This window comes from Mesorhizobium carmichaelinearum, assembly GCF_900199455.1.
GTDB lineage: Bacteria > Pseudomonadota > Alphaproteobacteria > Rhizobiales > Rhizobiaceae > Mesorhizobium > Mesorhizobium carmichaelinearum.
Genome location: NZ_FZQR01000007.1, coordinates 55,037 through 79,322, shown reverse-complemented (window position 1 = coordinate 79,322; position 24,286 = coordinate 55,037). Strand labels below are relative to the sequence as shown.

The window sequence follows — 24,286 nt, the reverse complement described above, 5'->3', positions numbered from 1 at the left end:
ACTGGTGGTATCCGACGATATTGCAAGGCGTGCGGATCACAAGGGCGGGTATTTCCGGTGGCATCTTCTGCGATCACGCGGCTTTTCGTCTTGATTGCCTTTACGCTTTTCTGCGCCCCGGCCATGGCCGACGCCGAAATCCACAAGGGCAGCCCAGGCGGCTGGATCGACCGGATCGAGCTTCCCAAGGCGGACCCGCATCTCGACAGCCGGATCAAAAGCGGCATCTCCAACCTTGTCTCGGAATATCAGATCCGGCAGCGGCCCGGCGGCATCGAGGTATTCGACCGCTATGCCTACAGGATCGTCGACCGCACCGGGCTCGAGCGCGGCGCCGCCATAAATTTCGAGTTCGACCCGGCGACGTCGCAGGTCACGATGAACTGGCTGAACATCATCCGCGACGGCGTGGTCATCGACCGGCTGCCCGGAGCCAGTTTCGATGTGTTCCGGCGCGAAAAGGATGCCGAGAAGGGCCTGTTCGACGGCTGGCTCACGGCTTACGTCAATGTCGACGATGTCCGTGTCGGCGACATCATCGACTATGGCAAGACCACCGTCAGGACACCGATCGTCGGCGCCGATCTGTTCTTCCATTCGGTCGCCATGGCCTGGGGCGAGCCGGTCGCGCTCATCCGCGAGAAGGTCGTCTGGCCGGCAAACCAGCCCTTGAACATCCGCCAGGTCCGCACCGACATCCAGCCGGATGTCAAAACCGACGGCGCGTTGAAAACCTATATTTGGCAAAGCATCAACCCTCCCCCGGTCAAGCCCGAGGAAAGCCTGCCCGCGGATTTCCTGACCTACCCGACGATCCAGATCTCCTCGACAGCCAAATGGCAGGATGTCGTCGATGCGATGTTGCCCTACTACCGGCTCGACCAGGAATTGCCGGCCGTCTTCGCATCGAAGCTCGATGCCATTGCCACCAGATACGCCAACCCGGAAGACCGCATGATCGAGGCGATGCGGCTGGTCCAGGACACCATCCGCTATGTCAGCCTGTCGATGGGCCGCGGCTCCTATATTCCCCGCAGCCCCAGCATCGTGATCGCCTCGGGCTTCGGCGATTGCAAGGACAAGGCGCTGCTTCTTGCCTCCAGCCTGCGCCGGCTCGGCGTTCAGGCTGACCCTGCCTTGACCGATCTTGATGACGGACTGGCGCTTGGCGACATGCTGCCCACGATCCGCGCCTTCGACCACGTCATCGTCAAGGCGACGATCAAAAGCCAGGTCTACTGGATCGACGCGACCAATTATCTGCAGGGCGGTCGCGCCGAGAACCTTGTTGCGCCCGACTATGGCTTTGCCTTGCCGATCGTTGCCGGCAGCGCGCGGATGGAACGGATGGAGCGCAAGGAGCTTTTCCAGCCGACCACCTTCGTCAGCGAGGCCTTCGACTTTCCGAAGCTCAAAGGCGAGGCGCTCAAGCTGACGGTCAGCACGACCTATCGGGACGCCGATGCCGACTCAATGCGCTACAGGCTGGTTTCGCAGTCGGCCACCAAGCTCGCCGACGACTATCTCCAGTATTACAACCGGCAGTATCCGGGGATGACAAGCCTTGCGCCGTTATCGACACATGACGATCGCGACGGCAATGTCGTCACCACGGTCGAATCCTACGAACTGCCGGCCGAGGATCTCGACGCCGACGATCTCGTCAAGAACTTTCCGTTGAAGGCGGATGTCGGCATCAACAATTTGCCGGAGCCGGACATGGTTGGCAGGAGCGGTCCGATCTGGCTCGGCAGCCCGATGTTCAAGCGCCATCAGTGCATCGTCCGGAACCTGAAGGCGGCGTTTGTCGGCCCCGAAAAATCCGACGACGTGATCACCCCCTATGTCGCCTTCAAGGCGCGCTGGTCGAGCACGCCGACCGAATTTCAGGTCGACTGGTTTCTCAAGGCGATCGGCGATCGGGTTCCGGCCAAGGACGTCGGTTCATATCTGAGGTCACGCAGGAAGATGAGCGACAATTCCTCCTGGAGCTACAATTTCGGCTTTGCCGAAACCGAGGCGAACTGAGCCCGCCAAGCAATCCCAGGGGTGACACGGCTTTCCGTCCGGAAATCGCGCTGGTCCGATCGTGATTATTCCGCCGCGCCCCTGAAGGCGCTGGCGCCGGTCTCGAACTGCAGCTTGGCCAGCCGCGCATAGATGCCGCCCTTGGCGACCAGGCTCTGATGCGTGCCTTCCTCGACGATGCGGCCGCCATCCATCACCAGGATCCTGTCGGCCTTCAGCACCGTCGCCAGCCGATGGGCGATGACGATGGTGGTGCGGCCCTGCATCAGTCGCTCCAGCGCCATCTGCACCAGCGTCTCGCTTTCGGCATCGAGTGCCGAGGTGGCTTCGTCGAGCAGCAGGATCGGCGCGTCGCGCAGGATGGCGCGGGCGATCGCTACACGCTGGCGCTGGCCGCCGGACAGCGTCACGCCGCGCTCGCCGACCTGGCTGTCGTAGCCGTTCTCGAGCTTGAGGATGAATTCATCGGCCAGCGCGTCCTTGGCCGCCGCTTCGATCTCGGCATTGCCGGCGCCCGGCCGCCCGAAACCGATATTGTCGCGCGCGCTCGCCGCGAAGATGGTGACATCCTGCGGCACGATGGCGATGCGCTCGCGCACCGAAACCGGATCGGCTTCGCGCACGTCGACGCCATCGATCAGGATCTTGCCGGTCTCGGGATCGTAGAAACGCAGGATCAGCGAAAAGACCGTGCTCTTGCCGGCCCCGGAGGGGCCGACAATGGCCACCGTCTCGTCGGGCATGACCTGAAAGCTCAAGCCGTGGACGGCGGCACGGTCGGGCCGCGCCGGATAGGAGAAGGAGACGTCGTCGAAGACGATCGCGCCCTTGGCGACCGCCGGCAGCGGCTTCGGATCGGCTGGCGCCTGGATCGCCGGCTTCTCGGCCAGGATCTCGGTCAGCCGCTCGGCCGCCCCTGCCGCTTGGGCAAGTTCGCCCCAGACTTCCGACAGCGCGCCGAGCGCACCGGCGGCGAACACCGAATAGAGCAGGAACTGGCCGAGCGTGCCCGGCGATATCGTGCCCTCGAGGACATCGCGCGAGCCGAACCACAGCACCGCCACAACGGAAGAGAAGATGGTGAAGATGGCGAAGAAGGTGAGGAAGGAGCGCGCGAAGATCGAGGCGCGCGCCGCCTCGAAGGCAGCCTCCACCGCGCCCGAAAAGCGTCCGGTGACCAGTTTCTCATTGGTGAAGGCCTGCAAGGTCCGCACCGCGCCGATCTGCTCGCTGGCATAGGCTGTCGCCTCGGCAAGCGTGTCCTGCGCCTGCCTTGACTTGCGCCGCACCGAACGGCCGAAAGCGACCAGCGGCAGCACAATGACGGGAATGGCTGCTATGACCAGGAAGGATAGTTTCGGGCTGGTGATGACCATCATGCCGACCGCGCCGAGGCCAAGGATAACGTTGCGCAGCGCCACCGAGGCCGTGGCGCCGACCGCCGATTTGACCTGCGTGGTGTCGGCGGCAAGCCGAGACACGATCTCGCCCGACTGGGCGGTGTCGAAGAAGGCAGGCGACAGCGTCGTCACATGGGCAAAGACATCGCGTCGGATGTCGGCGACGACGCGTTCGCCGAGCGTAATGACGAAATAGTAGCGGCAGGCCGATGCCGCCGCCAGCATGGCGGCCATCGCCACCAGTGCGGCAAAGTACTCGGCGATGAAGGTGGTGCTGGACGACGAGAAACCATGGTCGATCATGCGCCGCACGGCCAGCGGCAGCGCCAATGTCGTTGCCGCCGCGATGGCCAGCGAGATGAGGGCGCCGACGACCAGCGTGCGATATCCAGTGATATAGGGGAACAGGCGCCTGAGCGGCTTGAGCGAGCGTCGGCGCTCGTCTGCGCTGCTTGATTGCGCCATCTCGATGTTTCCTCTAGCCGCTTAAGCTTTATGCGCTTCAATATGCGCTCGCCGCGGCCTTGTGATTCAATTCCGCCTGATGTATAGGCTCGCCGACCGTTTTAGAAGCCGTGGCTCCTCAATAGCTGCGGCTTCGAGTTTTAAAAAGAGGCGCATCGACGCAGGCTTATGCCCGTCAGCCGCGCCGGCAAGCCAGGAACCGAGCCATGAAGAGCGCTATCCATCCCGACTACCACACCATCAAGGTCGTCATGACCGACGGCACCGAATACACGACCCGTTCGACCTGGGGCAAGGAAGGCGATACGATGAACCTCGATATCGACCCGACCACGCACCCGGCCTGGACCGGCGGCCAGCAGACCCTGCTCGACCGCGGCGGCCGCCTGTCGAAGTTCAAGAAGCGTTTCGAAGGTTTCGGCCTCTAAGCCAGCTTCGGCATTCTCGCAGATCAAAACCCGCCTCCGAGGCGGGTTTTTTGTTCAGCGAATGGTGGCGCGAACAAAGTCCCCCTTGATGACGACCGAGGGCCTGGCGCCGGCAGTGTTGGGAAGCGAGCTGTCGACGAAGGACGCCGTCGCGGTGACCGAATAGCTGATCGCAACACCCCGGCCGAAGGACAGCGTCGCATCCAGTGCCTTGCCGGTGATGGCGATGTTTTCGTCCTTCCTGACGCTGCCAAAGGCGAGACTGGCTTTCAGTGCATCACCTTTGAGGTCGACGGTCGAGGCATGCCCGTCCAGCGAGACATCGGCCGCCTTGCTGGTAATGGCTATGGTGGAGAAATTCCCTGCCATGTCGGCCTGCAGCGCCGCCTGGTCGATCGACACCGAACTTTCGGGCTGAATGTTGGCGTTGATCTCGACCCGGCAGTCGGAGGGATCCAGCCATGAGGAGGAGGCAACGTCGATACGCAATGTCGAGGCCTCCAGCCTCATGTCGCTGGCAAGGCTGCAGTCATTGGCGAACCAGCTTGAATACCAGCGCGCGAACCAGCCTTCGCGGCGGCTGCCGATCGTCGCCTGGTAAGGGGCCGAGGCCGAAGTGGTGAGCCTGACGGAACTGGCTTCGCCCGATATGACGACGGCGCTCACGCCGGCGAGATCGAGCGTCTTGCCGGCATCCCCGCTTGCCGGTGACGCAAGTGCTGCGCTGGCAAATGACAGCAAGGCGAGAATTGCGGATTTCATTGATATCTCCGATCATGTGTGGCGGTCCCGGCTGGACCGTGGCGTTGTCGGAGTGATTGGGAACGTCAATTTCCGCGACCTCGATCGCGATCCGGGACGACCGTGAACGCAATCCAGGTCATTGTCGGTCGCTGCCAGCCCTGGAACCACACTTGCGATCATGATCTTCATTCCCCTGCCGTTCGTCGTCTCCCTGCTGCTCGTCATCCTGCTCATGCAGATGATCCGCTCAAACGAGGCCGATCTGCGCGAGAACATCGCCTTCATGCTGCTGATGGCGGCCTATGCCTTGCAGTCGGTGCTGATCGGCATCCGCTGGGGTTATGATGTCAGGGCAATGATGCCGGTCCAGTCGGTGCTGGCGACGGTGATCGCGCCGCTTGCCTGGATCGCCTTCAGCGGCCTGACGAAGGAACGCTCGGAGCATCGCCTGGCACGGCTGTGGCCGCATCTGCTGCCGGCCTGCCTGGTTGCCCTGCTGCTGATCTTCTGGCGCGAGCCGGTCGGGCCGGTGATCATCCTGGTGTTCCTGACGTATGGGCTGGCGCTGCTTTGGCTTGCACTGGCTGGCCCGGATGTCCTGGCCGAATCGCGCCTTGACGGCGTCTTGCGGTCCTACCGGTCACTATGGGTGACAGCGCTGGCGATCCTGGCGTCGCCGGTCACCGACATCATCATCAGTTTCGACATGCAATGGACCGGCGGCGTTCATTCCGGCGCGGTCATTGCCGGCGGCAACGTGCTGGCGCTGCTGCTGCTCGGCGGGGCCGCCGCAGTCGCCAGCGAGGCCGCCGCTCCGGACGAAGACGAGGAAGAAGAGGATGGGCCTCGGGTGCAAACCGCATCACGGGCAACCAGCGAAGATTCCGCGATCGCGGCGGCGGTCGACGCGCTGATGCGGTCGAAGGAGCTCTACAAGGACGTCGATCTCAACCTTGGGCGCATCGCCAGGCGGCTCGGCCTGCCGGCTCGGCAAGTGTCGTCGGCGATCAATCGCATCCACGGATCGAGCGTGTCGCAATATGTCAACAACCAGAGGATCGACGAGGCCCGCCGCCTGCTGGCGACGACGGACGAACCGATAACCCGCATCATGTTCGACGCCGGTTTCCTCAGCAAATCGAACTTCAACCGCGAGTTCCTGCGCATCACTGGCCTGAGCCCGAAAGCCTGGCGGCTTGAGCACCAGCCGCCAGGCGGTGCGATGTCGGTGACGTCCTTGTCCGCCACACCTTTGCCGGAGGGAGGAAAATGCGGCGTTATGGAGAAAAATCACCAAATATGATTTTTACACCATCGTAAACGAGGTTTATATCATCGTATATGGTGAACATTTACGACTACGATAGACCCAACACCGTTGCCGGCCTTGTCGGCAAGCACGCCGAGCTTGTGGCCTTGCGTGAGAAGTACCGCGCTGAGATCAAAAAGCTGACGGTCGATATAGACCATCTAGACGCGGCAATCAGGCTCTTTGATCCGAACGCCGACACGTCGCCTCTGAAAGAGTACGTCACCAAGCACCGGGCCGAGAAAGGCTCTGTGAAGCGGTTTGTCCTCAACACCATGCGGGAAGCCACCGCGCCCCTTACATCGCGCCAGATCACCGAGCTATGGGTTGCAGACCGTGGCCTAGCCGCCGATGAGGCGACCGTCACCACAATAAGGAAGCGCATCGGCGCATGCATAAAGGTCTGCGTGATCCAATGGCTGATTGAGGAATGTGGCTGGACCGACGATCACGACGCGTTCGGCCCGTACAAGCTTTGGCAACTGAAAAGGAGCGCGCCCTTGACGCGGAATCCCGAATAATTCATGGTGATTCGATAGGTGACGCCCGTCGCCTTCTTATCGCCTTCTCGCGGCTGCTACACCGTACTAACGAGAAGGATGGGATCGGCAGTGTTCAGTGACGAACTCTACCTTTCCAAGGCGGACACGAACGTATTCACGCACGTGAACGCCTTTAGGCAACTGACAATAAACCATCGTCTTTGACCTCTGGAGTTAGCTGGGTAAGAGCCCAGCGCTCCGGAGCGCTCTATTGCGTTCCGCCCTTTTCAGAACGAACGAGCAGGACGAAAGTGCGACGACGGGCGTCAACGCCGATATTGCAGATTACCAATCCTTGGTCAAGGAGCCCCAATCCGCTTTAAGAATTTCTTAAGGAATCAACGCATAAAGATATCTGCATATGATTGTCGGATTGATTTACGGTTGAACATTAAGGGAACAACCAATCCACGCGGCTTGATTTATGGATTGATTTTGGGTAGAGACATTTCATGAACCAAAATCCGACACTTCTAGATGTACAGGCCCGGCGCGAACAACTCGAACAGGAAATCGAGGCTCGCAAGTTAGAACTATCGGAATTAGCAGTTGCGGAGCGCGTCCTTAAACGCTTGGTTGAGACTGCTGCCTCGGCTACTCATAGCGCTGCCTTTACCGCCGCCCCGAACGCTTTCGCACTACCGCCTCGACCTCCGGTGCCTCCGAGGCCGTGGCCGCCCGTACCTCCATCACCGCCAAAGGTAGACGCGTACTCTGTAGATCCGTCAAAGGAGTCCATCGAAAGCCTGATTTTGATACTGCTAGGCGCTAGTCAGAGGGTGTGGTGGACCGCCAATGAATTGCAGGCGGAATTGTCCATACTGAGGGGCGCAGAAGTGCCGATGTCAACAATCAGTCCCACGCTCACCAATATGAAGAATAACGGGAAAATTTATCGCGCCGGGTTAAAGGTGGCCGACCCAAACCGGGTGCATAAAATGCCATCTGCCCTAACTTTGCTGGAAGACGACGAGCCCGCGCAAAACGAGAATGGGGAGGCTTTCGCCTCCCCAGAAACCGGAGAGCCAGATGCTTCTCCAAATGACAATTCCGCTTAAGCAGGCGGCCAGACTCGGCATGGAAGTTGCCGAGAGACTGGAGGTAAGATGACTACGAACCCGCGCCTTGGCGTTATCCAGACTGCCGCACCACCGGCAGGATTGGTTCCAAGGCAGATAATATCGTAATCACGGGCGGGCGGCGTAAGTCGCCCGCTTCGGTTTATAGCACACGCGATTCTCGGGCTCAACCTTTGCGGCGCTGCCAATACCCGCACCACCGGGCCGACTTCGGCGCGACGCCAACTGCACTCACGACCATAGCGTATTGCGGCTCACCATCCGTTTCCGACCAGCGTATCTTGCGGAAAAGCCGTCCGGGCTTCCGTGTCCGACATGCGCATAACCTTGACCAGCGAGAGGGTCTTGGCGGCGGGGGGAGAGGAGGAAGTGCTGAGACATATCAAATCCGACGATATTGTACATCGGATTTAGGACATTGAATCGGCACATGCAAGGGTATATATCATCATTTGTGATGTTTTATCTGGAGAAATGATGATGGCGGATAATACCCTGACCGCTTCCTATGAGGAGCAGGCGAAAAACATACTGAAAGGCGAGTTGAAGCGCCGAGGCATAACGTATGCGGCGCTGGCCGAGAAGTTGACCGCGAAGGGCGCGCACGAAAGCGAGCGCAATTTGGCGAACAAGATAAGCCGGGGCAGCTTCACCGCTGCTTTTTTCATGATGTGCATGGACGTAATCGGCGTCCGGCAGGTCAGCTTGGAAACTTGAGGTGCCCCCTCGTTTAGTTCACAACACGGAGGGTGGTGCCTTTCAAGATCGCAGGCTCTTCCGAGACTTCGATCTTGATGCTTCCGTCCTCCAAAACTTCATAAATACATGACCGCAGGCTCGGCAAAATAACATTCTTTTCCAGCGCCTTGTCAAACACGCTCTCAATCATCCGAAGCTGACCATCTCTTCCGCTGCCACTCGGAATAATGATCAACCCGGCATGACCGGGGGTCTGCCTAGCCAACCGGCGAAAGTCGCCAGCATTGATGGTTACTACTGATCGATCTTCAGTCTGTCCCAACCTCCAAACGACATGTCGTCAGCCGAAAGCAACCCGCGATCTCTCACGGTCACGGTGTCTATTCCTCGCTCCCAAAGCGGGTTGCGTAGGGCTGGCGAAATATTCTCATCCAACAAGGTTTTCATCATGGGCCGGCTCGCTGCTAGCGCGAGGCCGACCAGTCGGCGGATGCGCGCGGTAATACAAGGACGCAAATTTGATGTCGTCCTCGTTCAGGTATGGATAGTCTTCCAGAATGTTTTCAACGCGCTCCCCACCGTCAACCATCTTGCCGATATGCAAGACTGAAAGCCGGGATCCCGTAAAAACAGCTTCACCCCCCAAAACGTCTTCTTTTTCTTCCACGCGCGAAAGACCCGTGCAGTACACCTCAAGGCGCGGCGAAACGCGGTGAACAACCCTGCTTAGATCGATATTCAGGTATAGATCGATATCGACCGATGCCCTTTTGTCATATGCGCATATCCATCGCGCGTTCTCACCATCTGAGCTTGGCGCTACGGTCCAGTTAACAGGCCTGAGTTGGTCAAGCTTGCAAAGTGCTCGCTTTCGAAGTTTGCCGGTGAGGGACTCATTCCCGTACACAGCGGCCAAAACCACTACGTAACTCCAGGTAAATGCCAGCCTGGAATCTCCCAACCGGACGAAGCGAGGTGCAGCAAGAACTCCCGTTTCAATATCCTTGCGCACGCGCCTTTCCGACACGTCTGCCAGCGTCACAACTTCCTTCAGCGATAGCAAATTGCGCGAGACCAACGAGCCATTTCGATCCTCGTGTTTCGTGCAAAGGTAATTCATGATAATTGCTCCTTCAGGGAAACCATTCCCCGAACAGGGAATAGTTTAGGCCTCCTAAGCCCCAGATTCAAGGCTGAAATATGAAATTAGGCCGCGCCCGCCACGCTACAGGTATTGTAGACATCATAAACTGCGGCAAACATCATCATATTTGGTGAGTTTGCTCCATAATACCGGGAAAATGAACACGCGTAGGGTCACTCAGTCTCCAGTCAGTTCCCGCAGCGCCATGCGCTTGTAGGCGGCGACCAGCCTGTCTCCCTCCTGCCGCTCGACCGAGATGGCCAGCCGTACCGCGGCCTCGCCCATTTGCCAGACGAGAAACGCCGTCGTCTCCAGGGAGACCGGATCGGCGTCGGGACGCAAGCGTTTCAGCACCGCCACGAGGAATTCAGCATTGGCGCGACTGTCGGCGAGTTCGAGCTGGCGTAGCGCCTTGTCGGCCTGCGTGCCCGACCAGATGTCGCGCATCACCGGCTCGGCCAGGAACAGCCCGTAATAGATGTCGACCAGCTCCGAAAAAGCCTGGTTCAGCCCTTCCACATCACTGACATCGGCAAGTGCCGCCGAGATACAGGCCTGGCTTTCGGCCGTGTAGCGCTCGGCCAGTGCCCAGATGATCGCCCGCTTGTCGGGAAAGAACTGGTAGAGCGAGCCGATCGACACCCCTGCCCGTTCCGCGACTTCGCCCATGCGCATGGCGTCGCTGCCTTGCTCGGTGATCAGCGCCGAGGCCGCGGCCAGCATGCGCTCCACCCGCTCGCGGCTGCGCTGCTGGCTTGGCGCCCGCCGTGGCGAAGCGATCTGCTCATTGGCCGGCGTGCCTTCCATGGACTGTCTCCAACAACGCATTCGGCAAAATCGCCGGGGAAATGGCTTGACTCGCAAAATACGAGGGTTTATCACGTTTTGCAAATGTGAGGATTGCTCATGTTTTTAAACAAAGGAAACCCCCATGACCGACACCAAACCAATCCTGATCCTCGGCGGCACCGGCAAGACCGGCCGCCGTCTCGCCGAGCGGCTGACGGCGCGCGGCATTCCGGTACGGATCGGCTCCCGTTCCGCCACGCCGCGCTTCGACTGGGAAGCCCCCGCAAGCTGGGCTCCTGCACTCGAGGGCGTCAGCGCGGTCTACATCAGCTACTATCCCGACATCGCCGTGCCGGGCGCCGCCGAAGTGATCGATGCCTTCGCCCGCCTTGCCGTGCGGCATGGCGTTCGCCGGCTGGTGCTTTTGTCGGGCCGCGGCGAGCACGAGGCGCAGCGCGCCGAAGAGATGCTGAAAGCTTCCGGTGCCGACTGGACGATCCTGCGCTGCGCGTGGTTCTCGCAGAATTTCAGCGAAGGCTTTCTTATCGAGCCGCTGCTGGCGGGCGAGGTGGCACTGCCGGTCGGGTCTGTCGGCGAACCCTTTGTCGATGTCGACGACATCGCCGACGCCGCCGAAGCGGTGCTGACTGAGCCCGGTCATATCAGCCAGCTCTATGAGCTCACCGGGCCGCGGCTGTTGAGCTTCGCCGACGCGGTCGCCGAAATTGCCAAGGCGGCAGGACGCGACATCCGCTTTGTCAGAATTTCGCATGACGAGTTCACGGCCGCTGTCGCGTCGTACGAACTTCCACCCGAAATCGTCTGGCTGCTCGATGAGCTGTTCACCCAGGTGCTCGACGGCCGCAACGAGTCGCTCACCGACGGCGTCCAGCGCGTGCTTGGCCGTGCGCCGAAAGACTTTTCCGCCTACGCAACCGAAACCGCCGCAACCGGCATCTGGAGCAACTGAAATGACCAAGCTTGTTCCCGCCCTCACCATCATCGCCGCAATCGGCTCGGGCGTCGTCGGCGGCGTGTTCTTCGCCTTTTCCAACTTCGTCATGGCAGCACTTGCCCGACTGCCCGTCCCGAGCGGCATCGCGGCGATGAATTCGATCAACATCACGGTTATCACGCCGACTTTCATGACGGCACTTTTCGGCACCGGCCTCATCTGCCTCGTGCTCATTGCCGCTGCTCTCTTGGGCTGGAGCCAGTTGGGCACCTATTGGCTGCTCGCCGGCGCCGTGATCTATTTCGTCGGCAATCCGATTGTGACCATGGTCTTCAACGTGCCGCTCAATGATGCGCTTGCCGCCGTCGACCCGGCCAGCAGCAATGGCGCCGCCGTGTGGGCGAACCATCTGAGCCAATGGGTGATGTGGAACCACGTCCGCACCGTCACCGCCATCGTGGCGATGGCCTGCTTTATCTTCGCACTGCTATAGAAAGCAATTCCAGGAAAAGTGTGCAGCGGTTTTCCCGGGAAAAGCGCCTAGCGCTTTCCCTTGGGAATCGCGTCAAACAAAGCAGCCGATGAACGCAAAAGGCTCCGCTCAGGCGGGGTCTTTTTGCGTGTGTCCTTTTGACGTGTGACCTTTGCGGTCGGAATGACCGAGATCGCGATCGGGGTCGATCACGTCGCGTACCAGCTGCTTCAGCTTTGCCGCGTCCGGAAAGCCGCCGTCGCGCTTGCGGTCCCAGATGAGAATATCGTTGCAGGAGATGGTGAAGATGCCGCCGGTGCCGGGTACCAGCGTCACTTCGCCGAGATCGGTGCCGAAGGTGGACAGCAGCTCCTGCGCCATCCAGCCGGCACGCAACAGCCATTGGCACTGCGTGCAATAGGTGATGACGATCCGAGGTTTCTCCGAGTGGGTCATTCATGTGTCTCGCGGGTGCGAACGGTTGTGCCGGCTATCCGATCATGGATCGGCTCATGGCCCAACGCTATCGATATTCCGATCCAGAGCGGCCAGATCAAAGCCAAGCCAAACGCGACGAAGGCAGTCACGAATTCCAACCAGGAATAGCTCGGCGCAGGTCCCGGAACGCTCCCCCAGGCCTGAAAGGCAGACCAGGCTCCCGTCAGTACGAGGGGGAAAGCGCCGAGAAACTTGATCACCTGTCGACGAAACGCCTTTTGCAAGGGCAAGCCTCTTCTCTGCCAGTTATTCTCGTCATACACGACGAGCACCAAAGCCCGCTTACCGACTGATCGGCCCAAGGCCATCTCCATGACAAGAAGATAGATCGCCAGAGCGGGTAACTGGGGGAAACCCAGATCCAATGCCGCAGGTCGAAAATTCCCCTTCGAATTAAGATCGATCGAAACCGTCTCGAGGTTTGCAAATTGGGTGCCGACTGCCCAATCGGCTATTGGAAAGCTGAATTGAGACGACCTGCACACCTGCCAAAATTCAAGCGACGGACCGCCATGCACCTTGGCCGAACTGCATACTTTTAACAGCCAGAAGTGACCTTTCACCCCACCGTCGGTCAGCGGGAACAAGCCAGCCCCCAGAAAATAGAGGGGTATCAGCACGACAAGGTAGTCGATAAACGAAGCAAGGAACCGACGCCAGAAGCCACCGCGGCGAGGCCAAGCCATCGCAGAGGCATGCTCCATCCCTTCGCCAGTCATCTCACCTCCCGCCGACAACTGACTGATCTATAAGTTGGGTGGGGAGTCCTTGGCTATGGCGTTCGCCTACACACTTCCGTGTGACGGTCAGAAACTCAGGCCGCGCTGAGCTTGGCCAGTGTCTCGTCATCGACCTCGAAGTTGGCGTAGACGCTCTGCACGTCATCGTCATCCTCGAGCGTGGCGACCAGCTTCATCAGCGATTGCGCCCGTTCCTCGTCGACCGGAACATTGTTCTGCGGCCGCCAGATCAGTTTCACCGATTCCGCCTCGCCGAGCGCGGCTTCCAGCGCCTTCGACACCTCGCCGAGATTCTCGAAAGCACAATAGATCGTGTGGCCTTCCTCGTCGCTTTCCACGTCGTCAGCGCCGGCTTCGATCGCCGCTTCCATGACCTTGTCGGCGCTGCCGGCCGATGCCGGGTAATAGATCTCACCGACACGGTCCCACATGAAGGACACCGATCCGGTTTCGCCCATCGCGCCACCGGCCTTGGTGAAGGCCGCGCGGACATTCGACGCCGAGCGGTTGCGGTTGTCGGTCAAGGCCTCGACGATGACGGCGACGCCACCTGGGCCATAGCCTTCATAGCGCACCGCCTCATAGTTCTCGGCATCGCCCATCGAGGCCTTGTTGATGGCGCGCTGGATGTTGTCCTTCGGCATCGACACCGCCTTGGCGTTCTGGATGGCCAGTCGCAGGCGTGGATTCATCGATGGGTCGGGTGTGCCGCTCTTGGCGGCGACGGTGATTTCGCGCGCCAGCTTGGAAAACATTTTCGACCGCACCGCGTCCTGACGGCCCTTGCGGTGCATGATGTTCTTGAACTGTGAATGGCCAGCCATGGCACCCCTGTCGTGTTCTCGGCTAGAGCATTTCGCAGCCAGGTGGATCACCTCGCCCTTGCAAAATGCTCGAATTCAAAATTTCAGAGCGTCCGAGCTGCAACCCGCGGAAGCACGGCGTTCTCTGTCGGAATGGCCGGCTTATAGATAAATCGGCTCAATTCGTCCAGCCGCGCCGTGCTGCGGGCAACCAACAAGGATGTCTGCAAGCACTCACGCTTCGAGATCGGACTTCATCTGGTCGATGATGCTGAGCGCATGGCCGGCATATTGGCTGATCCAGCGGTCATGGATCTGCTTGATCGGCAGCGCATTGAGATGGTTCCAGCGTTCGCGTCCGTCGCGGCGCGCAACGATCAGCTCCGCCTCCTCCAGCACCTTGAGGTGCAACATGACGGTGCAGCGGTCGATGTTGGGAAAGACATCGCACAGCATGCCGGTGGTCTTTGGCTCATCCTTCAGCTGATCCAGCATTTCGCGCCGGCGCGGATGCGCCAGCGCTTTGAAAACATTGTCGTCCTGGGATCGGCTTGACATGTTATATTTCTATAACATATCGTTGTGCCGATCAAGCAAGGAGCTGTGGATATGTCTCTTGGATTCAGGGTCTCCGGCCGCATCGGCAAACCGGTCGCCGAAGTCTTCGACGCCGTCGTCAATCCGAAGAAGCTGAGCGGCTATTTCACCACCGTCGGCGGCGCCAGCGCGCCGCTGCAAACCGGCACTAGTGTCGTCTGGTGGGGCAAGGTACCGGTCGAGGTCGACGAAGTGGTCAAGGACAGCCGCATCGTGCTGCGCTGGGATGCCACCGACGCCGACGGCAAGCCGGCCTACAAGACGCGCATCGAGATGAATTTCGAGCCACTCGACGATGGCGGCACCTTCGTCACCATCGCCGAAAGCGGCTGGCAGGAAGGCGCGGTCGGCTTGAAGAAATCCTACCTCAACTGCGAGGGCTGGTCGCAGATGCTGGCCTGCATGAAGGCCTATGTCGAATACGGCATCAATCTGCGCGACGGCTATTACCGCAGCGAGATGAAGGGCGAACCTGCCAACGAGTCCAATGTTTGAGAGTTCCCATGGAAATCCGCGAAACGCCCACAGCCGAAGCCGGCATGCTGATCCGGCGGCCGGTCGCCGAAGTGTTCGAGGCCATTGTCGATCCGGCCATCACCACCAAATTCTGGTTCACCCACGGCAGCGGCCGGCTCGACAGCGGCAAGGCGGTTCGCTGGGAGTGGCGCATGTATGGCGTCTCGACGACGGCCAACGTCAGCGAGATCATCAAGGACGAGAAGATCGTCATGCAATGGAGCGATCCACCGACCACGGTGATCTGGACCTTCACCGAAATGCCTGATGATGCGACCTTTCTCGAGGTCCGGAACTTCGGCTTCGCCGGCACGGCCGATGAACAGGTGAAAGAAGCGATCGGCTCGACCGGTGGCTTCACGCTGGTACTGGCCGGCGCCAAGGCCTGGCTGGAACAAGGCCTGACGCTGGGCCTAATCGGCGACCGCCACCCGAAGGGTGTGGCGGCCAACTGAACCGGCTCAGGATCGACGCTTTTCCTGTTCGATCACATGGTGGCGGAGCACGCGATTGATTTCGGTCTGGTAGCCACCTCCTCCGACTTGCTCCTTGAACCAGGATAGCACGTCAGCATCAAGCCGAATGGTCACCGGCTGCTTGAGTGGTCGATAGAGATGCCCGCGACGGGCATGAATCCAGTTCTCAGCCGGAGCCTCCGGGATGTCGGAAGTATCAATCTCACGATCAGGCAACTCGGCCAGCTTGGCGAGCTGGTTGCGCTGATCCTGACTAAGGCCCTTCCTGCTCATAGCGCCTCCTTTCATGCGGCGTCGCTTTCCGCGCACCAATGATCCGAACCCGCTGCTCATTTTCGTAGTCTGGGTAGGTATGGACAACCGGCAACACCACCACAGCCTCGATCATCCCGATCGCGTGCCATCGTTGCTCACCATCTTCAAACCGGTCAGGCACGATGAGATGAAGCGGATCATCGAAAATCTTCTGAGCGAGATCGAACGCGATACCGTGCTTAGCGAGATTGCGCCTAGCCTTCTCAGGATCCCATTCAAACTGCAAAAGCGCACCATCGATTTACAATAGTGTATGTACAATTTGGTAAGAGTCAACCCAAACTATAGCCGGCGCGGCCGCGTACCAACGCTCAGTGCCCGTCGCCGGTTCTCGCTTTCTTGCGCCGCCGCGCCAGCATGTTGAGCCCTTCGACCAGCGCCGAGAAGCCCATCGCCGCGTAAATGTAGCCCTTGGGCACGTGATAACCCATGCCGTCGGCGATCAGCGTCATGCCGATCATCAGCAGGAAGCCCAGAGCTAGCATGACGATGCTGGGATTCTTGGCGATGAAGTTGGCGAGCGGCCCGGCCGCCAGCATCATCACGGTGACGGCCACGATCACGGCGATGTACATGATTGCGATCTCGTCGGTCATGCCGACGGCGGTGATGATGGAATCGATCGAGAAGACGAGGTCGAGCAGCAGGATCTGGAAGATCGCGCCGGCCAGGCTGATCTGCAGCGTTCCGCCCAGCATCGTATCCTGATGATCGTCGGGATCGACCGTGTGATGGATTTCCTTGGTCGCCTTCCAGACCAGGAACAGGCCGCCGGCGATCAGGATCAGGTCGCGCCAGGAGAAGCCATGGCCGAAGGCGGTGAACACCGGCGTCGTCAGCTGGACGATGATCGAGATGGTGGCGAGCAGCACCAGCCGCATGACCAGCGCCGCCGAAATGCCGAGCCGGCGGGCGCGAGCACGCTGCGCCTCCGGCAGTTTGTTGGTCAGGATCGAGATGAAGATCAGATTGTCGATGCCGAGCACAATTTCCAGCACCACCAGTGTCAGCAAGGCGACCCAGGCCGTTGGATCGGAAACGAATTGAAAATGCGGCGCAAGAAAATCGATAAGCTGCATGGAGGTCGTTGTCCCCTCTTTTAACGATCTGAAGCAGATGTCGTCGGCAGTTAGGTACTGCGCGCGCCTATATCAATGTCACGACCAGAAGGACGGAGCCGTTTCTTCGAGTCTCGGCCCGCGACGAAACGGCGCGATCTTCTCGGTCAGTCCGGTACGATCGGAAATATTGACGCCAACCCCACACAAGGTCGCCGGGCCGGTCGCGGCCTCGAAGCGCCCCTTCGGCACTTTCGACAGGAACCGGTTGAGCGGTTCCTCCTTGTCCATGCCGAGCGAGGAATCATAGTCGCCGCACATGCCGGCATCCGACAGATAGCCGGTGCCGCCATTGAGGATCTGGTGGTCGGCGGTCGGCTGGTGCGTGTGGGTGCCGACCACCAGGCTGGCGCGGCCGTCGACGAAATGCGCGAAGCACATCTTTTCCGAGGTCGCCTCGGCATGGAAGTCGATCACCACCGCATCCGCCTGCTCGCCGAGCGGACAGGCGGCAAGCTCGCGCTCGCCGGCCTGGAACGGATCGTCGAGCTCGGGATGCATGAACACCCTGCCCATGATGTTGGCGACCAGCACGCGCGCGCCGCTCCTGGCGATGTAGACGCCGGAGCCGCGCCCCGGCGTGCCCTTGGGAAAGTTGGAGGGACGCAGGAAGCGTTCTTCGCGCGGCGCGAAGGCGAGCGCGTCGCGCTGGTCCCAGACATGGTTGCCGGTGGTGACAACATCGGCCCCGGCCGCGATGGTCTCGCGAAAGATCTCTTCGGTGATGCCGAAGCCACCGGCAGCATTTTCGCCATTGACGATGACGAAATCGAGTTTGAAATCCGAGATCAGGCCAGGCAGTTGTTCCCAAACCGCCGTGCGTCCCGTCTTGCCAACCATGTCGCCGAGGAAAAGAAGTCTCATGCGGCGCTACGCGTGCCGAGCGCCCGCGACACCGTTTCCGGCTCCTTGGCGATAACCTGCAAATAGGCCTGCGCTGCCTGGTCCGGCTCGGTTCTTCCTTGTTCCCAGTCTCTGAGCGTACCGAGCGGAATGCGATAGCGGACCGAAAACTCCTCCTGGGTGAGATGCAAAGCCCGGCGGATCACTTTGACACGCGCGACAGGTGCCATGCCCGGCCGATCGGTGGCGATCGGAGGATTGTCCTTGTCCGCCAAAGCGCCAGCCTCCGCATCCGCGTCGCTCATCGTGCGCAGGCGGTCCCAATCGGTCTCGGATTCAGTCCCTGCGTGCTTGGTCATATGCTTTCTGCTCATGGCGCGTCGCCTTTCTGGCGGAGATCAGTCTTATTCGGTCGCCGCGTTCGGTGTAAACCACCGTCAGCACCAATCCGTTGACGATGCCGATGCCGATGAACCGCTCCTCCTCGTAGCCCATGGAGCGATCGGAATAGTGCAGCGCATGGATGTCATCGAACAGGCGCTTGGCATCGGAAAATGCCACACCATGCTTGGCAAGATTGCTCGCTGCTTTCTCGTCGTCCCACTCGAATTCAAGCATGCCAACCTACTGGAATTCAGTAGTAGTGCCAGACGGGCATAAACGTCAAGCCGTGAACCGGCGCAATTCGCTCTCGGTCAGCACTTCCGCCTCTAACGCCGACCGAAAGTACCACGCTGCTGTTGGCCCTGCTTTGCGACCGCGCCCATGACGCGAACAGGCGACGACGGCGACGGCGGCTTCCGTCCGCGCAACCAGAAAAACCAGACATAGAAGACGATGAAACCGCCCGTAACGGCAACAAGCAACAGCCCACCGCGCCAGCCCTTCATCGCGGCGGTATCGAGCTTCGAAGGATCGGCAGGGTCGTAGTACAACTCCACCTTGTCGCCCACGACTGCCTTGTAAAGGCCGATGATCTTTCCCTTGCCGGACCAGCTCATCGGCGCGTCGTTGGCCACATAGGTGACGGCGACATCGATGCCATCCGTGGTGAGGCCGTTTTCCTGTTTTTCACTGTAGGGACTGACAGAGGTCACGGTGGCAACCGTCTGCTGCCAGGCGGCCTGGTGATGCAGGGAGGTTCCGATGATGTGCAATGCCATCGCCAGCAGCGTCACCGCGATCAGGACGAACGGCATCAGCAGGAAGCGTGCAAAGACAAAAACCATGATCGCCATCGGCCCGGACCGTATTGCAGGAATAGTATCCGGTATGTCTTGGAAACCCGTTAAGCAGATCGCGATATTTTAAGCGACGCCGAAGCGGCGCAACCCGCTCTCGGTGAGTATTTCCGGGATGATCACGTCATGGTTCTCGTCCGGAACCTGCGCCACCTCCTGGCAGTCGAAGGCGATGCCGATCAGCCTGGGCGTATGCCCCTTGTCGACAAGCCTGGCGATCGCGCGGTCGTAATAGCCGGCGCCATAGCCGATGCGGTGTCCGCGCGCATCGAAGGCGGCGAGCGGCACCAGCATCACCTCGGGATCAAGCACCTCGGCCTCTTCATGCGGCCCGACCGTGCCGAAGCCCATGTCCACCATCGGCGCGCCGCGCACCAGCTCGCGAAAGACGATCGTGGTCTTGTCGAGAATGGCTGGCAGGCAAAGCCTGGCGCCCTGTTCGCGCAGGGCAAACATCAAGGGCCTGACGTCGACTTCCGAACGCATCGGCCAGAAGCCGGATACGATCTGACCGGGCTCGACAGCGAGATGGTCGCGCGCCGTCTCGGCCATTTCGAGCGCCATCTCCACCCGCCAGAACTCGTCGAGCGCGTCGCGGCGTCCAAGCGCTTCGCGCCGCAGCTGTTTTTTCTGGTCTTTGAGAGATGTCATGCGCGGATGATAGAAAAGGCCGGATCTGGATGGCGTTTTGGGAGCGACGTTTTCTACCGCATCATCCACCGCAATGCGTGGATGCGCTGCAAGAAGTGACGATCCACACAACCGGTGGAGAGAGCGATCCCGGGAACCTACAAAGTAGGTGGGCGCCGTGTGAGAAAACCCACGGGTCTTCCCAGGGACAGCTCCCTAAGGATCGTTAAGGCCCCGGGGAAAATGTTCTCCTGCCGGGAAGCACAGACCGTCCTGCCCAATATAGGCCGCTGATCGGTCAAGCGCCAGTGACGCAGGCGGTCCCGGTGGCTTTATTCGCCACCCGCGTCGCACCCTTGCACAGGCCGGGCGGCGTCCTTACGGTCACAGGGTGAACCAAGGAGCAAAAATGCGTTTCGAAGGCACGGCGGCCTATGTCGCCGACAAGGATCTGATGGTGGCCGTCAACGCGGCGATCGCGCTGGAGCGGCCTTTGCTGGTCAAGGGCGAGCCCGGCACCGGCAAGACCGAGCTTGCCCGCCAGGTGGCATCAGCACTCGGCCTCGATCTCATCGAATGGCACGTCAAATCGACGACGCGGGCGCAGCAAGGTCTCTACGAATATGACGCCGTGTCGCGGCTGCGCGACAGCCAGCTCGGCGATGCCAGGTTCAATGACATCAAGAACTACATCAAGCGCGGCAAGCTCTGGGACGCGTTCGCGGCGGGCAAGAAGGTCGTGCTGTTGATCGACGAGATCGACAAGGCCGACATCGAATTCCCCAACGACCTGCTGCAGGAACTCGATCGGATGGAGTTCTTCGTCTACGAGACCGGCGAGACCATCCGCGCTGCTATCAGGCCGATCGTCATCATCACCTCCAACAACGAGAAGGAACTGCCGGACGCCTTCCTGCGCCGCTGCTTCTTCCACTACATCCGCTTTCCCGACGTCGACACGCTGCACAGGATTGTCGATGTCCACTATCCCGGCATCAAGCAGAACCTGGTGCGCGCCGCCCTTACCCAGTTCTACGAGATCCGCGAGGTGCCAGGCCTGAAGAAGAAGCCGTCGACCTCCGAGGCACTCGACTGGATAAGGCTGCTGGTCGCCGACGACATCGCGCCCGAGGATTTGCGCGCCGACCCCAAGAACGCATTGCCCAAACTGCATGGTGCGCTGTTGAAGAACGAACAGGACGTGCACCTGTTCGAGCGGCTGGCCTTTATGGCGAGGCGGCAGCAATAGCGCTTTCCCCTTCTGTGGACCGTTGCTGCCGGCCGGACAGGACGGCAGCTTCGGCCAGAACCCTTCGGAGGAGATGAAATGTCTGAGATTATTGTCCGCCCGCTCGCGCAGTCCGACCACGCCGACTGGAAGCGCCTCTGGACCGACTATCTGACCTTCTACGAGACCAAGCTGCCGGAAGAGGTCTATGCCGTCACCTGGAAGCGGCTGTTCACGGAAGGTGAGTTCGAGCCGAAAGGCTTTATTGCCACGCTCGAGGGCAAGGCGGTCGGCCTCACCCACTATCTCTACCACCGCTCAGGCTGGTCGGAGAAAAACAACTGCTATCTGCAGGATCTGTTCGCTGACCCACACGTGCGCGGCAAGGGCATCGGTGCCGCGCTGATCAAGGCAGTACAGGACGCGGCGGAAAAAATCGGCGTCAAGAACGTCTACTGGATGACGCACGAGACCAACACCACCGCGCGCAAGCTCTACGACCATGTCGCGCGCCGCACCGGCTTCATCGAGTATGACCTGCTGTGAAGAAAGTTGACGATTGAAATAGCAGCTTTTGCGCAATATATTGCGCACGATCAGGAGTGTGGATGCCACTGATCGAGACCAATACGCGCAAGATCGTCACCAGGCTTTTGCGCGACGGTTGGCTAAGTGTCGGCGGCGGCAAGCACGATAAGTATGAGCATTCGGACCGACCCGAGGTGATAATCATCGTGCCTCGGCATCGTGAACAATCTCCCGGTGTCGCCCGGTCGATCGCCCGACTGGCTGGATGGATTTGAGGACGGACCGCATGACGCATTATGTCGGAATTCTAGATGGCGCGAGGGATGTCTGGGGGGTGCGGGTGCCCGATCTTCCCGGCTGCCATGGTGGCGGCGCAAGCCCCGAAGAGGCCATTGCCGATGCAACGTCCGCCGTGCGCGAATGGGCCGAAGCACGCCTGGCAAAACATCTGCCTCTGCCTGGATCCAGTACAGTTGCCGAGCTGCTCAAACAGGGTGAAATTGACAGCGCCTCAGGTGAATCCGCCGTGATGATACCGGTGCTGATCGACTCCGGCCGCCCCGTCCGGGCCAATCTATCGCTCGACGCCGGTCTCCTGGCGGCGATCGACGAGGAAGCCGGCCGGCGTGGCTTGACACGTTCCGCCTTCATTGCAAGCGCCGCCCGAGAGAAGATCGAGGGCCATAGATAACTGACCATGTTCATCCCCTTCTTCCTCGAACTGAAGGCCGCGCGTGTCCCCGTCTCGCTCCGGGAATATTTGTCGCTGCTGGAAGGGCTGGAAGCCGGGCTGGTGGACTATGACGTCGAGGGTTTTTATTACCTCGCCCGCGCCGCTCTCGTGAAGGATGAGCGCCACATCGACCGCTTCGACCAGGTGTTCGCGCATGTCTTCAAGGGTGTTGAAGCGCTGGGCGGACCGGATGCGGTCGACGTCGCCAATATTCCCGAGGAATGGCTGCGCCGGCTCGCCGAAAAGCACCTGACCGAGGAAGAGAAAAAACTGGTCGAGGCGCTCGGTGGTTTCGAAAAGCTGATGGAGACCTTGAAGCAGCGGCTCGAGGAGCAGAAGGGCCGCCACCAGGGCGGCTCGAAATGGATCGGCACCGGCGGCACCTCACCCTTCGGCGCCTATGGCTACAATCCCGAAGGCGTGCGCATCGGCCAGCACGAAAGCCGCAACCGCCGCGCGGTGAAGGTGTGGGACAAGCGCGAGTTCCGGAATTTCGACGATGCCGTCGAGCTTGGCACCCGCAACATCAAGATCGCGCTGAAGCGGCTGCGCCGCTGGGTGCGCGAGGGCGCCGAGGAGGAATTCGACCTGCCCGGCACCATCCACGCCACCGCCGAGCATGGCTATCTCGACGTGCAGACACGACCCGAGCGTCGCAACGCCGTGAAGCTTTTGATGTTCTTCGATGTCGGCGGCTCGATGGACGACCACATCAAGAGTGTCGAAGAGCTGTTTTCGGCGGCACGCGCCGAATTCCGCCAGCTCGAATATTTTTACTTCCACAACTGCCTCTATGAGGGCGTGTGGAAGGACAATCGCCGCCGCCATGCCGAGGTGATCCCGACCTTCGACCTCCTCCATAAATACGGTCCGGACTACAAGGTGATCGTCGTCGGCGATGCCTCGATGAGCCCCTACGAGATCGCCCATCCCGGCGGCTCGGTCGAACACTGGAACCCGGAAGCCGGCGCCGTCTGGCTCGGCCGCCTGCTGCAGCAATGGCCGAACGCGGTATGGCTGAACCCCGAGAGCGAAAAGAACTGGGGCTATACCCATTCCATCGCCATGATCCGCGATATCTTCGGCGGCCGCATGTTCCCGCTGACGCTGGCCGGACTCGAAAGCGCGACGAAGCAGCTTTCCAGAAAGCATTGAAAGACGGATCCGATGACCTGCTTCCTCTGCCTGCAATGCGGCGTCCAGTTCGCGGCTGCCGAGACGCCGCCGCAACACTGCCCGGTCTGCGAGGACGAGCGGCAGTTCGTGCGCTGGGAAGGCCAGGCCTGGATCGCGCCGCAGGAGCTTGCCGCCGGGCATCGGCTGATGATGCGGGACGATGCCGGCGTGCTCGGCTTCGGCATCGAGCCGCGCTTTGCCATCGGCCAGCGGGCGCAGCTGGTGCAGACGCAGCACGGCAATGTGCTGTGGGACTGCGTCTCGATGGTCAGCGACGAGGCCGTGGCCGAGATCACCCGGCGCGGCGGCCTGGCGGCCATCGCCATCTCGCACTGCCATTTCTATTCGGCGATGGGTGAATGGAGTGAGGCGTTTGGCGGCGTGCCGATCTATCTCCACGCCGACGATCACCAATGGATCATGCGGCCGCATCCCTCGATCGTCAGCTGGCAAGGCGAGACGCTTGCCCTCAATCCGTCGCTGACCCTCATCCGCTGCGGCGGCCATTTTGCCGGCAGCCAAGTGCTGCACTGGCAGCGCGAGGGCGGCAACGCGCTGCTGACCGGCGACACCGTGCAGGTGACGCCGACGCGCCGCCATGTCAGCTTCATGTACAGCTACCCCAACCAGATACCGCTCAGCGCGGCGGCCGTACGCCGCATCGCGGCAGCACTGGAACCCTTCGACTTCGACGACATCCGTGGCGCATGGTGGGAGCTGAATATTATCAGCGACGGGAAGGCGGCGTTCAACGCATCGGTCGCTCGTTATCTCGCGGCCATCGCATGAC

At 60.6% G+C, this 24,286-nt stretch carries 34 protein-coding genes, 1 other RNA gene and 1 pseudogene; 16 read left to right on the top strand and 20 right to left on the bottom strand.

The genetic code is table 11. The annotated features are described in order from the left end of the window. Positions 1-57 precede the first annotated feature (57 nt). The gene (locus tag CKW40_RS17395; protein ID WP_179298001.1) at positions 58-2,028 is read left to right on the top strand and encodes a DUF3857 domain-containing protein; all 1,971 of its coding nucleotides are present in this window, start codon (positions 58-60) and stop codon (positions 2,026-2,028) included. Between the two features lie 65 nt (positions 2,029-2,093). Here CKW40_RS17395 and CKW40_RS17390 read toward each other — a convergent pair whose 3' ends face one another. Continuing rightward, positions 2,094-3,893, bottom strand: a complete 1,800-nt coding sequence (locus CKW40_RS17390; RefSeq protein WP_095201126.1) for an ABC transporter transmembrane domain-containing protein — start codon at positions 3,891-3,893, stop codon at positions 2,094-2,096. A 206-nt stretch (positions 3,894-4,099) separates the two neighbouring features. Between CKW40_RS17390 and rpmE the strand changes: the two genes are divergently transcribed. Next, positions 4,100-4,321: a 50S ribosomal protein L31 gene (gene rpmE, locus CKW40_RS17385; RefSeq protein ID WP_010912060.1), complete on the top strand. Its 222-nt coding sequence runs from the start codon at positions 4,100-4,102 to the stop codon at positions 4,319-4,321. Between the two features lie 54 nt (positions 4,322-4,375). On the opposite strand, the gene CKW40_RS17380 is transcribed toward rpmE, so the two are convergent. Then, entirely contained in the window at positions 4,376-5,083 is a 708-nt protein-coding gene (locus CKW40_RS17380; protein WP_095201125.1) for a hypothetical protein, read from the bottom strand. Positions 5,084-5,243: 160 nt separating this feature from the next. Between CKW40_RS17380 and CKW40_RS17375 the strand changes: the two genes are divergently transcribed. The 3 genes from CKW40_RS17375 (at position 5,244) to CKW40_RS42980 (ending at position 7,974) form a co-directional block, all read left to right on the top strand. Next, a complete protein-coding gene (locus CKW40_RS17375) occupies positions 5,244-6,368 on the top strand; it encodes a helix-turn-helix domain-containing protein (protein ID WP_095201124.1) in 1,125 nt (374 codons plus the stop codon). A gap of 38 nt (positions 6,369-6,406) precedes the next feature. Continuing rightward, positions 6,407-6,895, top strand: coding sequence for a hypothetical protein (locus CKW40_RS17370; protein WP_095201123.1), 489 nt, complete (start codon positions 6,407-6,409; stop codon positions 6,893-6,895). Positions 6,896-7,368: 473 nt separating this feature from the next. Then, positions 7,369-7,974, top strand: a complete 606-nt coding sequence (locus CKW40_RS42980; RefSeq protein WP_143748319.1) for a hypothetical protein — start codon at positions 7,369-7,371, stop codon at positions 7,972-7,974. Positions 7,975-8,245: 271 nt separating this feature from the next. On the opposite strand, the pseudogene CKW40_RS42975 reads toward CKW40_RS42980, so the two are convergent. Beyond that, positions 8,246-8,376 (bottom strand): annotated as a pseudogene (locus tag CKW40_RS42975) (IS1595 family transposase); the annotation flags it as partial. Positions 8,377-8,475: 99 nt separating this feature from the next. On the opposite strand from CKW40_RS42975, the gene CKW40_RS17360 reads away from it, so the two are divergent. Next, positions 8,476-8,712 (top strand): DUF6471 domain-containing protein, encoded by a 237-nt coding sequence (locus CKW40_RS17360; RefSeq protein WP_095201382.1) that lies wholly within the window; start codon positions 8,476-8,478, stop codon positions 8,710-8,712. 13 nt (positions 8,713-8,725) lie between these two features. On the opposite strand, the gene CKW40_RS42970 is transcribed toward CKW40_RS17360, so the two are convergent. From CKW40_RS42970 to CKW40_RS17350, 4 genes are all read right to left on the bottom strand, one after another. Beyond that, positions 8,726-9,016, bottom strand: a complete 291-nt coding sequence (locus tag CKW40_RS42970; RefSeq protein ID WP_143748318.1) for a hypothetical protein — start codon at positions 9,014-9,016, stop codon at positions 8,726-8,728. Then, entirely contained in the window at positions 8,989-9,141 is a 153-nt protein-coding gene (locus CKW40_RS45755; RefSeq protein ID WP_369333056.1) for a DUF5615 family PIN-like protein, read from the bottom strand. The genes CKW40_RS42970 and CKW40_RS45755 overlap by 28 nt, the downstream gene beginning before the upstream one ends. Continuing rightward, complete coding sequence (locus tag CKW40_RS17355; protein WP_095201121.1) at positions 9,122-9,814, bottom strand: DUF433 domain-containing protein; 693 nt, start codon at positions 9,812-9,814, stop codon at positions 9,122-9,124. The genes CKW40_RS45755 and CKW40_RS17355 overlap by 20 nt, the downstream gene beginning before the upstream one ends. A 201-nt stretch (positions 9,815-10,015) precedes the next feature. After that, entirely contained in the window at positions 10,016-10,645 is a 630-nt protein-coding gene (locus CKW40_RS17350; RefSeq protein WP_095201120.1) for a TetR/AcrR family transcriptional regulator, read from the bottom strand. A 124-nt stretch (positions 10,646-10,769) separates the two neighbouring features. On the opposite strand from CKW40_RS17350, the gene CKW40_RS17345 reads away from it, so the two are divergent. Then, entirely contained in the window at positions 10,770-11,597 is an 828-nt protein-coding gene (locus tag CKW40_RS17345; protein ID WP_095201119.1) for an NAD(P)H-binding protein, read from the top strand. A gap of 1 nt (position 11,598) precedes the next feature. Then, positions 11,599-12,075, top strand: a complete 477-nt coding sequence (locus tag CKW40_RS17340) for an anthrone oxygenase family protein (RefSeq protein WP_095201118.1) — start codon at positions 11,599-11,601, stop codon at positions 12,073-12,075. A 108-nt stretch (positions 12,076-12,183) separates the two neighbouring features. Here CKW40_RS17340 and CKW40_RS17335 read toward each other — a convergent pair whose 3' ends face one another. The 4 genes from CKW40_RS17335 to CKW40_RS17320 all read right to left on the bottom strand — a co-directional run bounded on the left by CKW40_RS17335 (position 12,184) and on the right by CKW40_RS17320 (position 14,653). Then, positions 12,184-12,510 (bottom strand): Rdx family protein, encoded by a 327-nt coding sequence (locus CKW40_RS17335; protein ID WP_095201117.1) that lies wholly within the window; start codon positions 12,508-12,510, stop codon positions 12,184-12,186. Next, positions 12,507-13,271 carry an RDD family protein gene (locus CKW40_RS17330; RefSeq protein WP_095201116.1) on the bottom strand — a complete coding sequence of 255 codons (765 nt, stop codon included), beginning with the start codon at positions 13,269-13,271 and terminating at the stop codon, positions 12,507-12,509. Before CKW40_RS17330 ends, CKW40_RS17335 begins: the two co-directional genes overlap by 4 nt. A gap of 95 nt (positions 13,272-13,366) precedes the next feature. Next, positions 13,367-14,116 (bottom strand): YebC/PmpR family DNA-binding transcriptional regulator, encoded by a 750-nt coding sequence (locus CKW40_RS17325; protein ID WP_010912066.1) that lies wholly within the window; start codon positions 14,114-14,116, stop codon positions 13,367-13,369. A gap of 213 nt (positions 14,117-14,329) precedes the next feature. Continuing rightward, the gene (locus tag CKW40_RS17320) at positions 14,330-14,653 is read right to left on the bottom strand and encodes an ArsR/SmtB family transcription factor (protein ID WP_095201115.1); all 324 of its coding nucleotides are present in this window, start codon (positions 14,651-14,653) and stop codon (positions 14,330-14,332) included. 51 nt (positions 14,654-14,704) lie between these two features. On the opposite strand from CKW40_RS17320, the gene CKW40_RS17315 reads away from it, so the two are divergent. Then, positions 14,705-15,187: an SRPBCC domain-containing protein gene (locus CKW40_RS17315; protein ID WP_095201381.1), complete on the top strand. Its 483-nt coding sequence runs from the start codon at positions 14,705-14,707 to the stop codon at positions 15,185-15,187. Positions 15,188-15,195: 8 nt separating this feature from the next. Continuing rightward, positions 15,196-15,663 carry an SRPBCC family protein gene (locus tag CKW40_RS17310; protein WP_095201114.1) on the top strand — a complete coding sequence of 156 codons (468 nt, stop codon included), beginning with the start codon at positions 15,196-15,198 and terminating at the stop codon, positions 15,661-15,663. A 6-nt stretch (positions 15,664-15,669) separates the two neighbouring features. Here CKW40_RS17310 and CKW40_RS17305 read toward each other — a convergent pair whose 3' ends face one another. The 9 genes from CKW40_RS17305 to ssrS all read right to left on the bottom strand — a co-directional run bounded on the left by CKW40_RS17305 (position 15,670) and on the right by ssrS (position 20,104). Beyond that, positions 15,670-15,957: a BrnA antitoxin family protein gene (locus CKW40_RS17305; protein ID WP_095201113.1), complete on the bottom strand. Its 288-nt coding sequence runs from the start codon at positions 15,955-15,957 to the stop codon at positions 15,670-15,672. Next, on the bottom strand, positions 15,938-16,225 hold the full coding sequence (locus tag CKW40_RS17300) for a BrnT family toxin (protein ID WP_095201112.1): 288 nt from the start codon (positions 16,223-16,225) through the stop codon (positions 15,938-15,940). The genes CKW40_RS17305 and CKW40_RS17300 overlap by 20 nt, the downstream gene beginning before the upstream one ends. 85 nt (positions 16,226-16,310) lie before the next feature. Then, positions 16,311-17,078: a TerC family protein gene (locus CKW40_RS17295; RefSeq protein WP_095201111.1), complete on the bottom strand. Its 768-nt coding sequence runs from the start codon at positions 17,076-17,078 to the stop codon at positions 16,311-16,313. A 78-nt stretch (positions 17,079-17,156) separates the two neighbouring features. Beyond that, the gene (locus tag CKW40_RS17290) at positions 17,157-17,981 is read right to left on the bottom strand and encodes a TIGR00282 family metallophosphoesterase (RefSeq protein ID WP_019861780.1); all 825 of its coding nucleotides are present in this window, start codon (positions 17,979-17,981) and stop codon (positions 17,157-17,159) included. After that, entirely contained in the window at positions 17,978-18,265 is a 288-nt protein-coding gene (locus tag CKW40_RS17285; protein ID WP_095201110.1) for a helix-turn-helix domain-containing protein, read from the bottom strand. The genes CKW40_RS17290 and CKW40_RS17285 overlap by 4 nt, the downstream gene beginning before the upstream one ends. Before the next feature lie 31 nt (positions 18,266-18,296). Continuing rightward, positions 18,297-18,578, bottom strand: a complete 282-nt coding sequence (locus CKW40_RS17280) for a BrnT family toxin (protein ID WP_095201109.1) — start codon at positions 18,576-18,578, stop codon at positions 18,297-18,299. A gap of 92 nt (positions 18,579-18,670) precedes the next feature. Beyond that, positions 18,671-19,198 (bottom strand): DUF3592 domain-containing protein, encoded by a 528-nt coding sequence (locus CKW40_RS17275; RefSeq protein WP_095201108.1) that lies wholly within the window; start codon positions 19,196-19,198, stop codon positions 18,671-18,673. A gap of 69 nt (positions 19,199-19,267) precedes the next feature. Next, a complete protein-coding gene (locus CKW40_RS17270) occupies positions 19,268-19,852 on the bottom strand; it encodes a 5-formyltetrahydrofolate cyclo-ligase (RefSeq protein ID WP_095201380.1) in 585 nt (194 codons plus the stop codon). Positions 19,853-19,948: 96 nt separating this feature from the next. Further along, positions 19,949-20,104: non-coding RNA, 6S RNA (gene ssrS / locus CKW40_RS17265), on the bottom strand. Positions 20,105-20,240: 136 nt separating this feature from the next. On the opposite strand from ssrS, the gene CKW40_RS17260 reads away from it, so the two are divergent. The 6 genes from CKW40_RS17260 to CKW40_RS17235 all read left to right on the top strand — a co-directional run bounded on the left by CKW40_RS17260 (position 20,241) and on the right by CKW40_RS17235 (position 24,285). After that, entirely contained in the window at positions 20,241-21,080 is an 840-nt protein-coding gene (locus CKW40_RS17260) for an AAA family ATPase (protein WP_095201107.1), read from the top strand. 78 nt (positions 21,081-21,158) lie between these two features. Next, positions 21,159-21,605, top strand: coding sequence for a GNAT family N-acetyltransferase (locus tag CKW40_RS17255; protein ID WP_095201106.1), 447 nt, complete (start codon positions 21,159-21,161; stop codon positions 21,603-21,605). A gap of 62 nt (positions 21,606-21,667) precedes the next feature. Then, positions 21,668-21,862 carry a type II toxin-antitoxin system HicA family toxin gene (locus CKW40_RS17250; protein WP_095201105.1) on the top strand — a complete coding sequence of 65 codons (195 nt, stop codon included), beginning with the start codon at positions 21,668-21,670 and terminating at the stop codon, positions 21,860-21,862. 11 nt (positions 21,863-21,873) lie between these two features. Then, positions 21,874-22,278 (top strand): type II toxin-antitoxin system HicB family antitoxin, encoded by a 405-nt coding sequence (locus CKW40_RS17245; protein ID WP_032932100.1) that lies wholly within the window; start codon positions 21,874-21,876, stop codon positions 22,276-22,278. A gap of 6 nt (positions 22,279-22,284) precedes the next feature. Then, positions 22,285-23,475 (top strand): vWA domain-containing protein, encoded by a 1,191-nt coding sequence (locus CKW40_RS17240; protein WP_095201104.1) that lies wholly within the window; start codon positions 22,285-22,287, stop codon positions 23,473-23,475. Between the two features lie 12 nt (positions 23,476-23,487). Further along, positions 23,488-24,285, top strand: a complete 798-nt coding sequence (locus CKW40_RS17235) for an MBL fold metallo-hydrolase (RefSeq protein WP_095201103.1) — start codon at positions 23,488-23,490, stop codon at positions 24,283-24,285. Position 24,286: the final 1 nt, after the last annotated feature.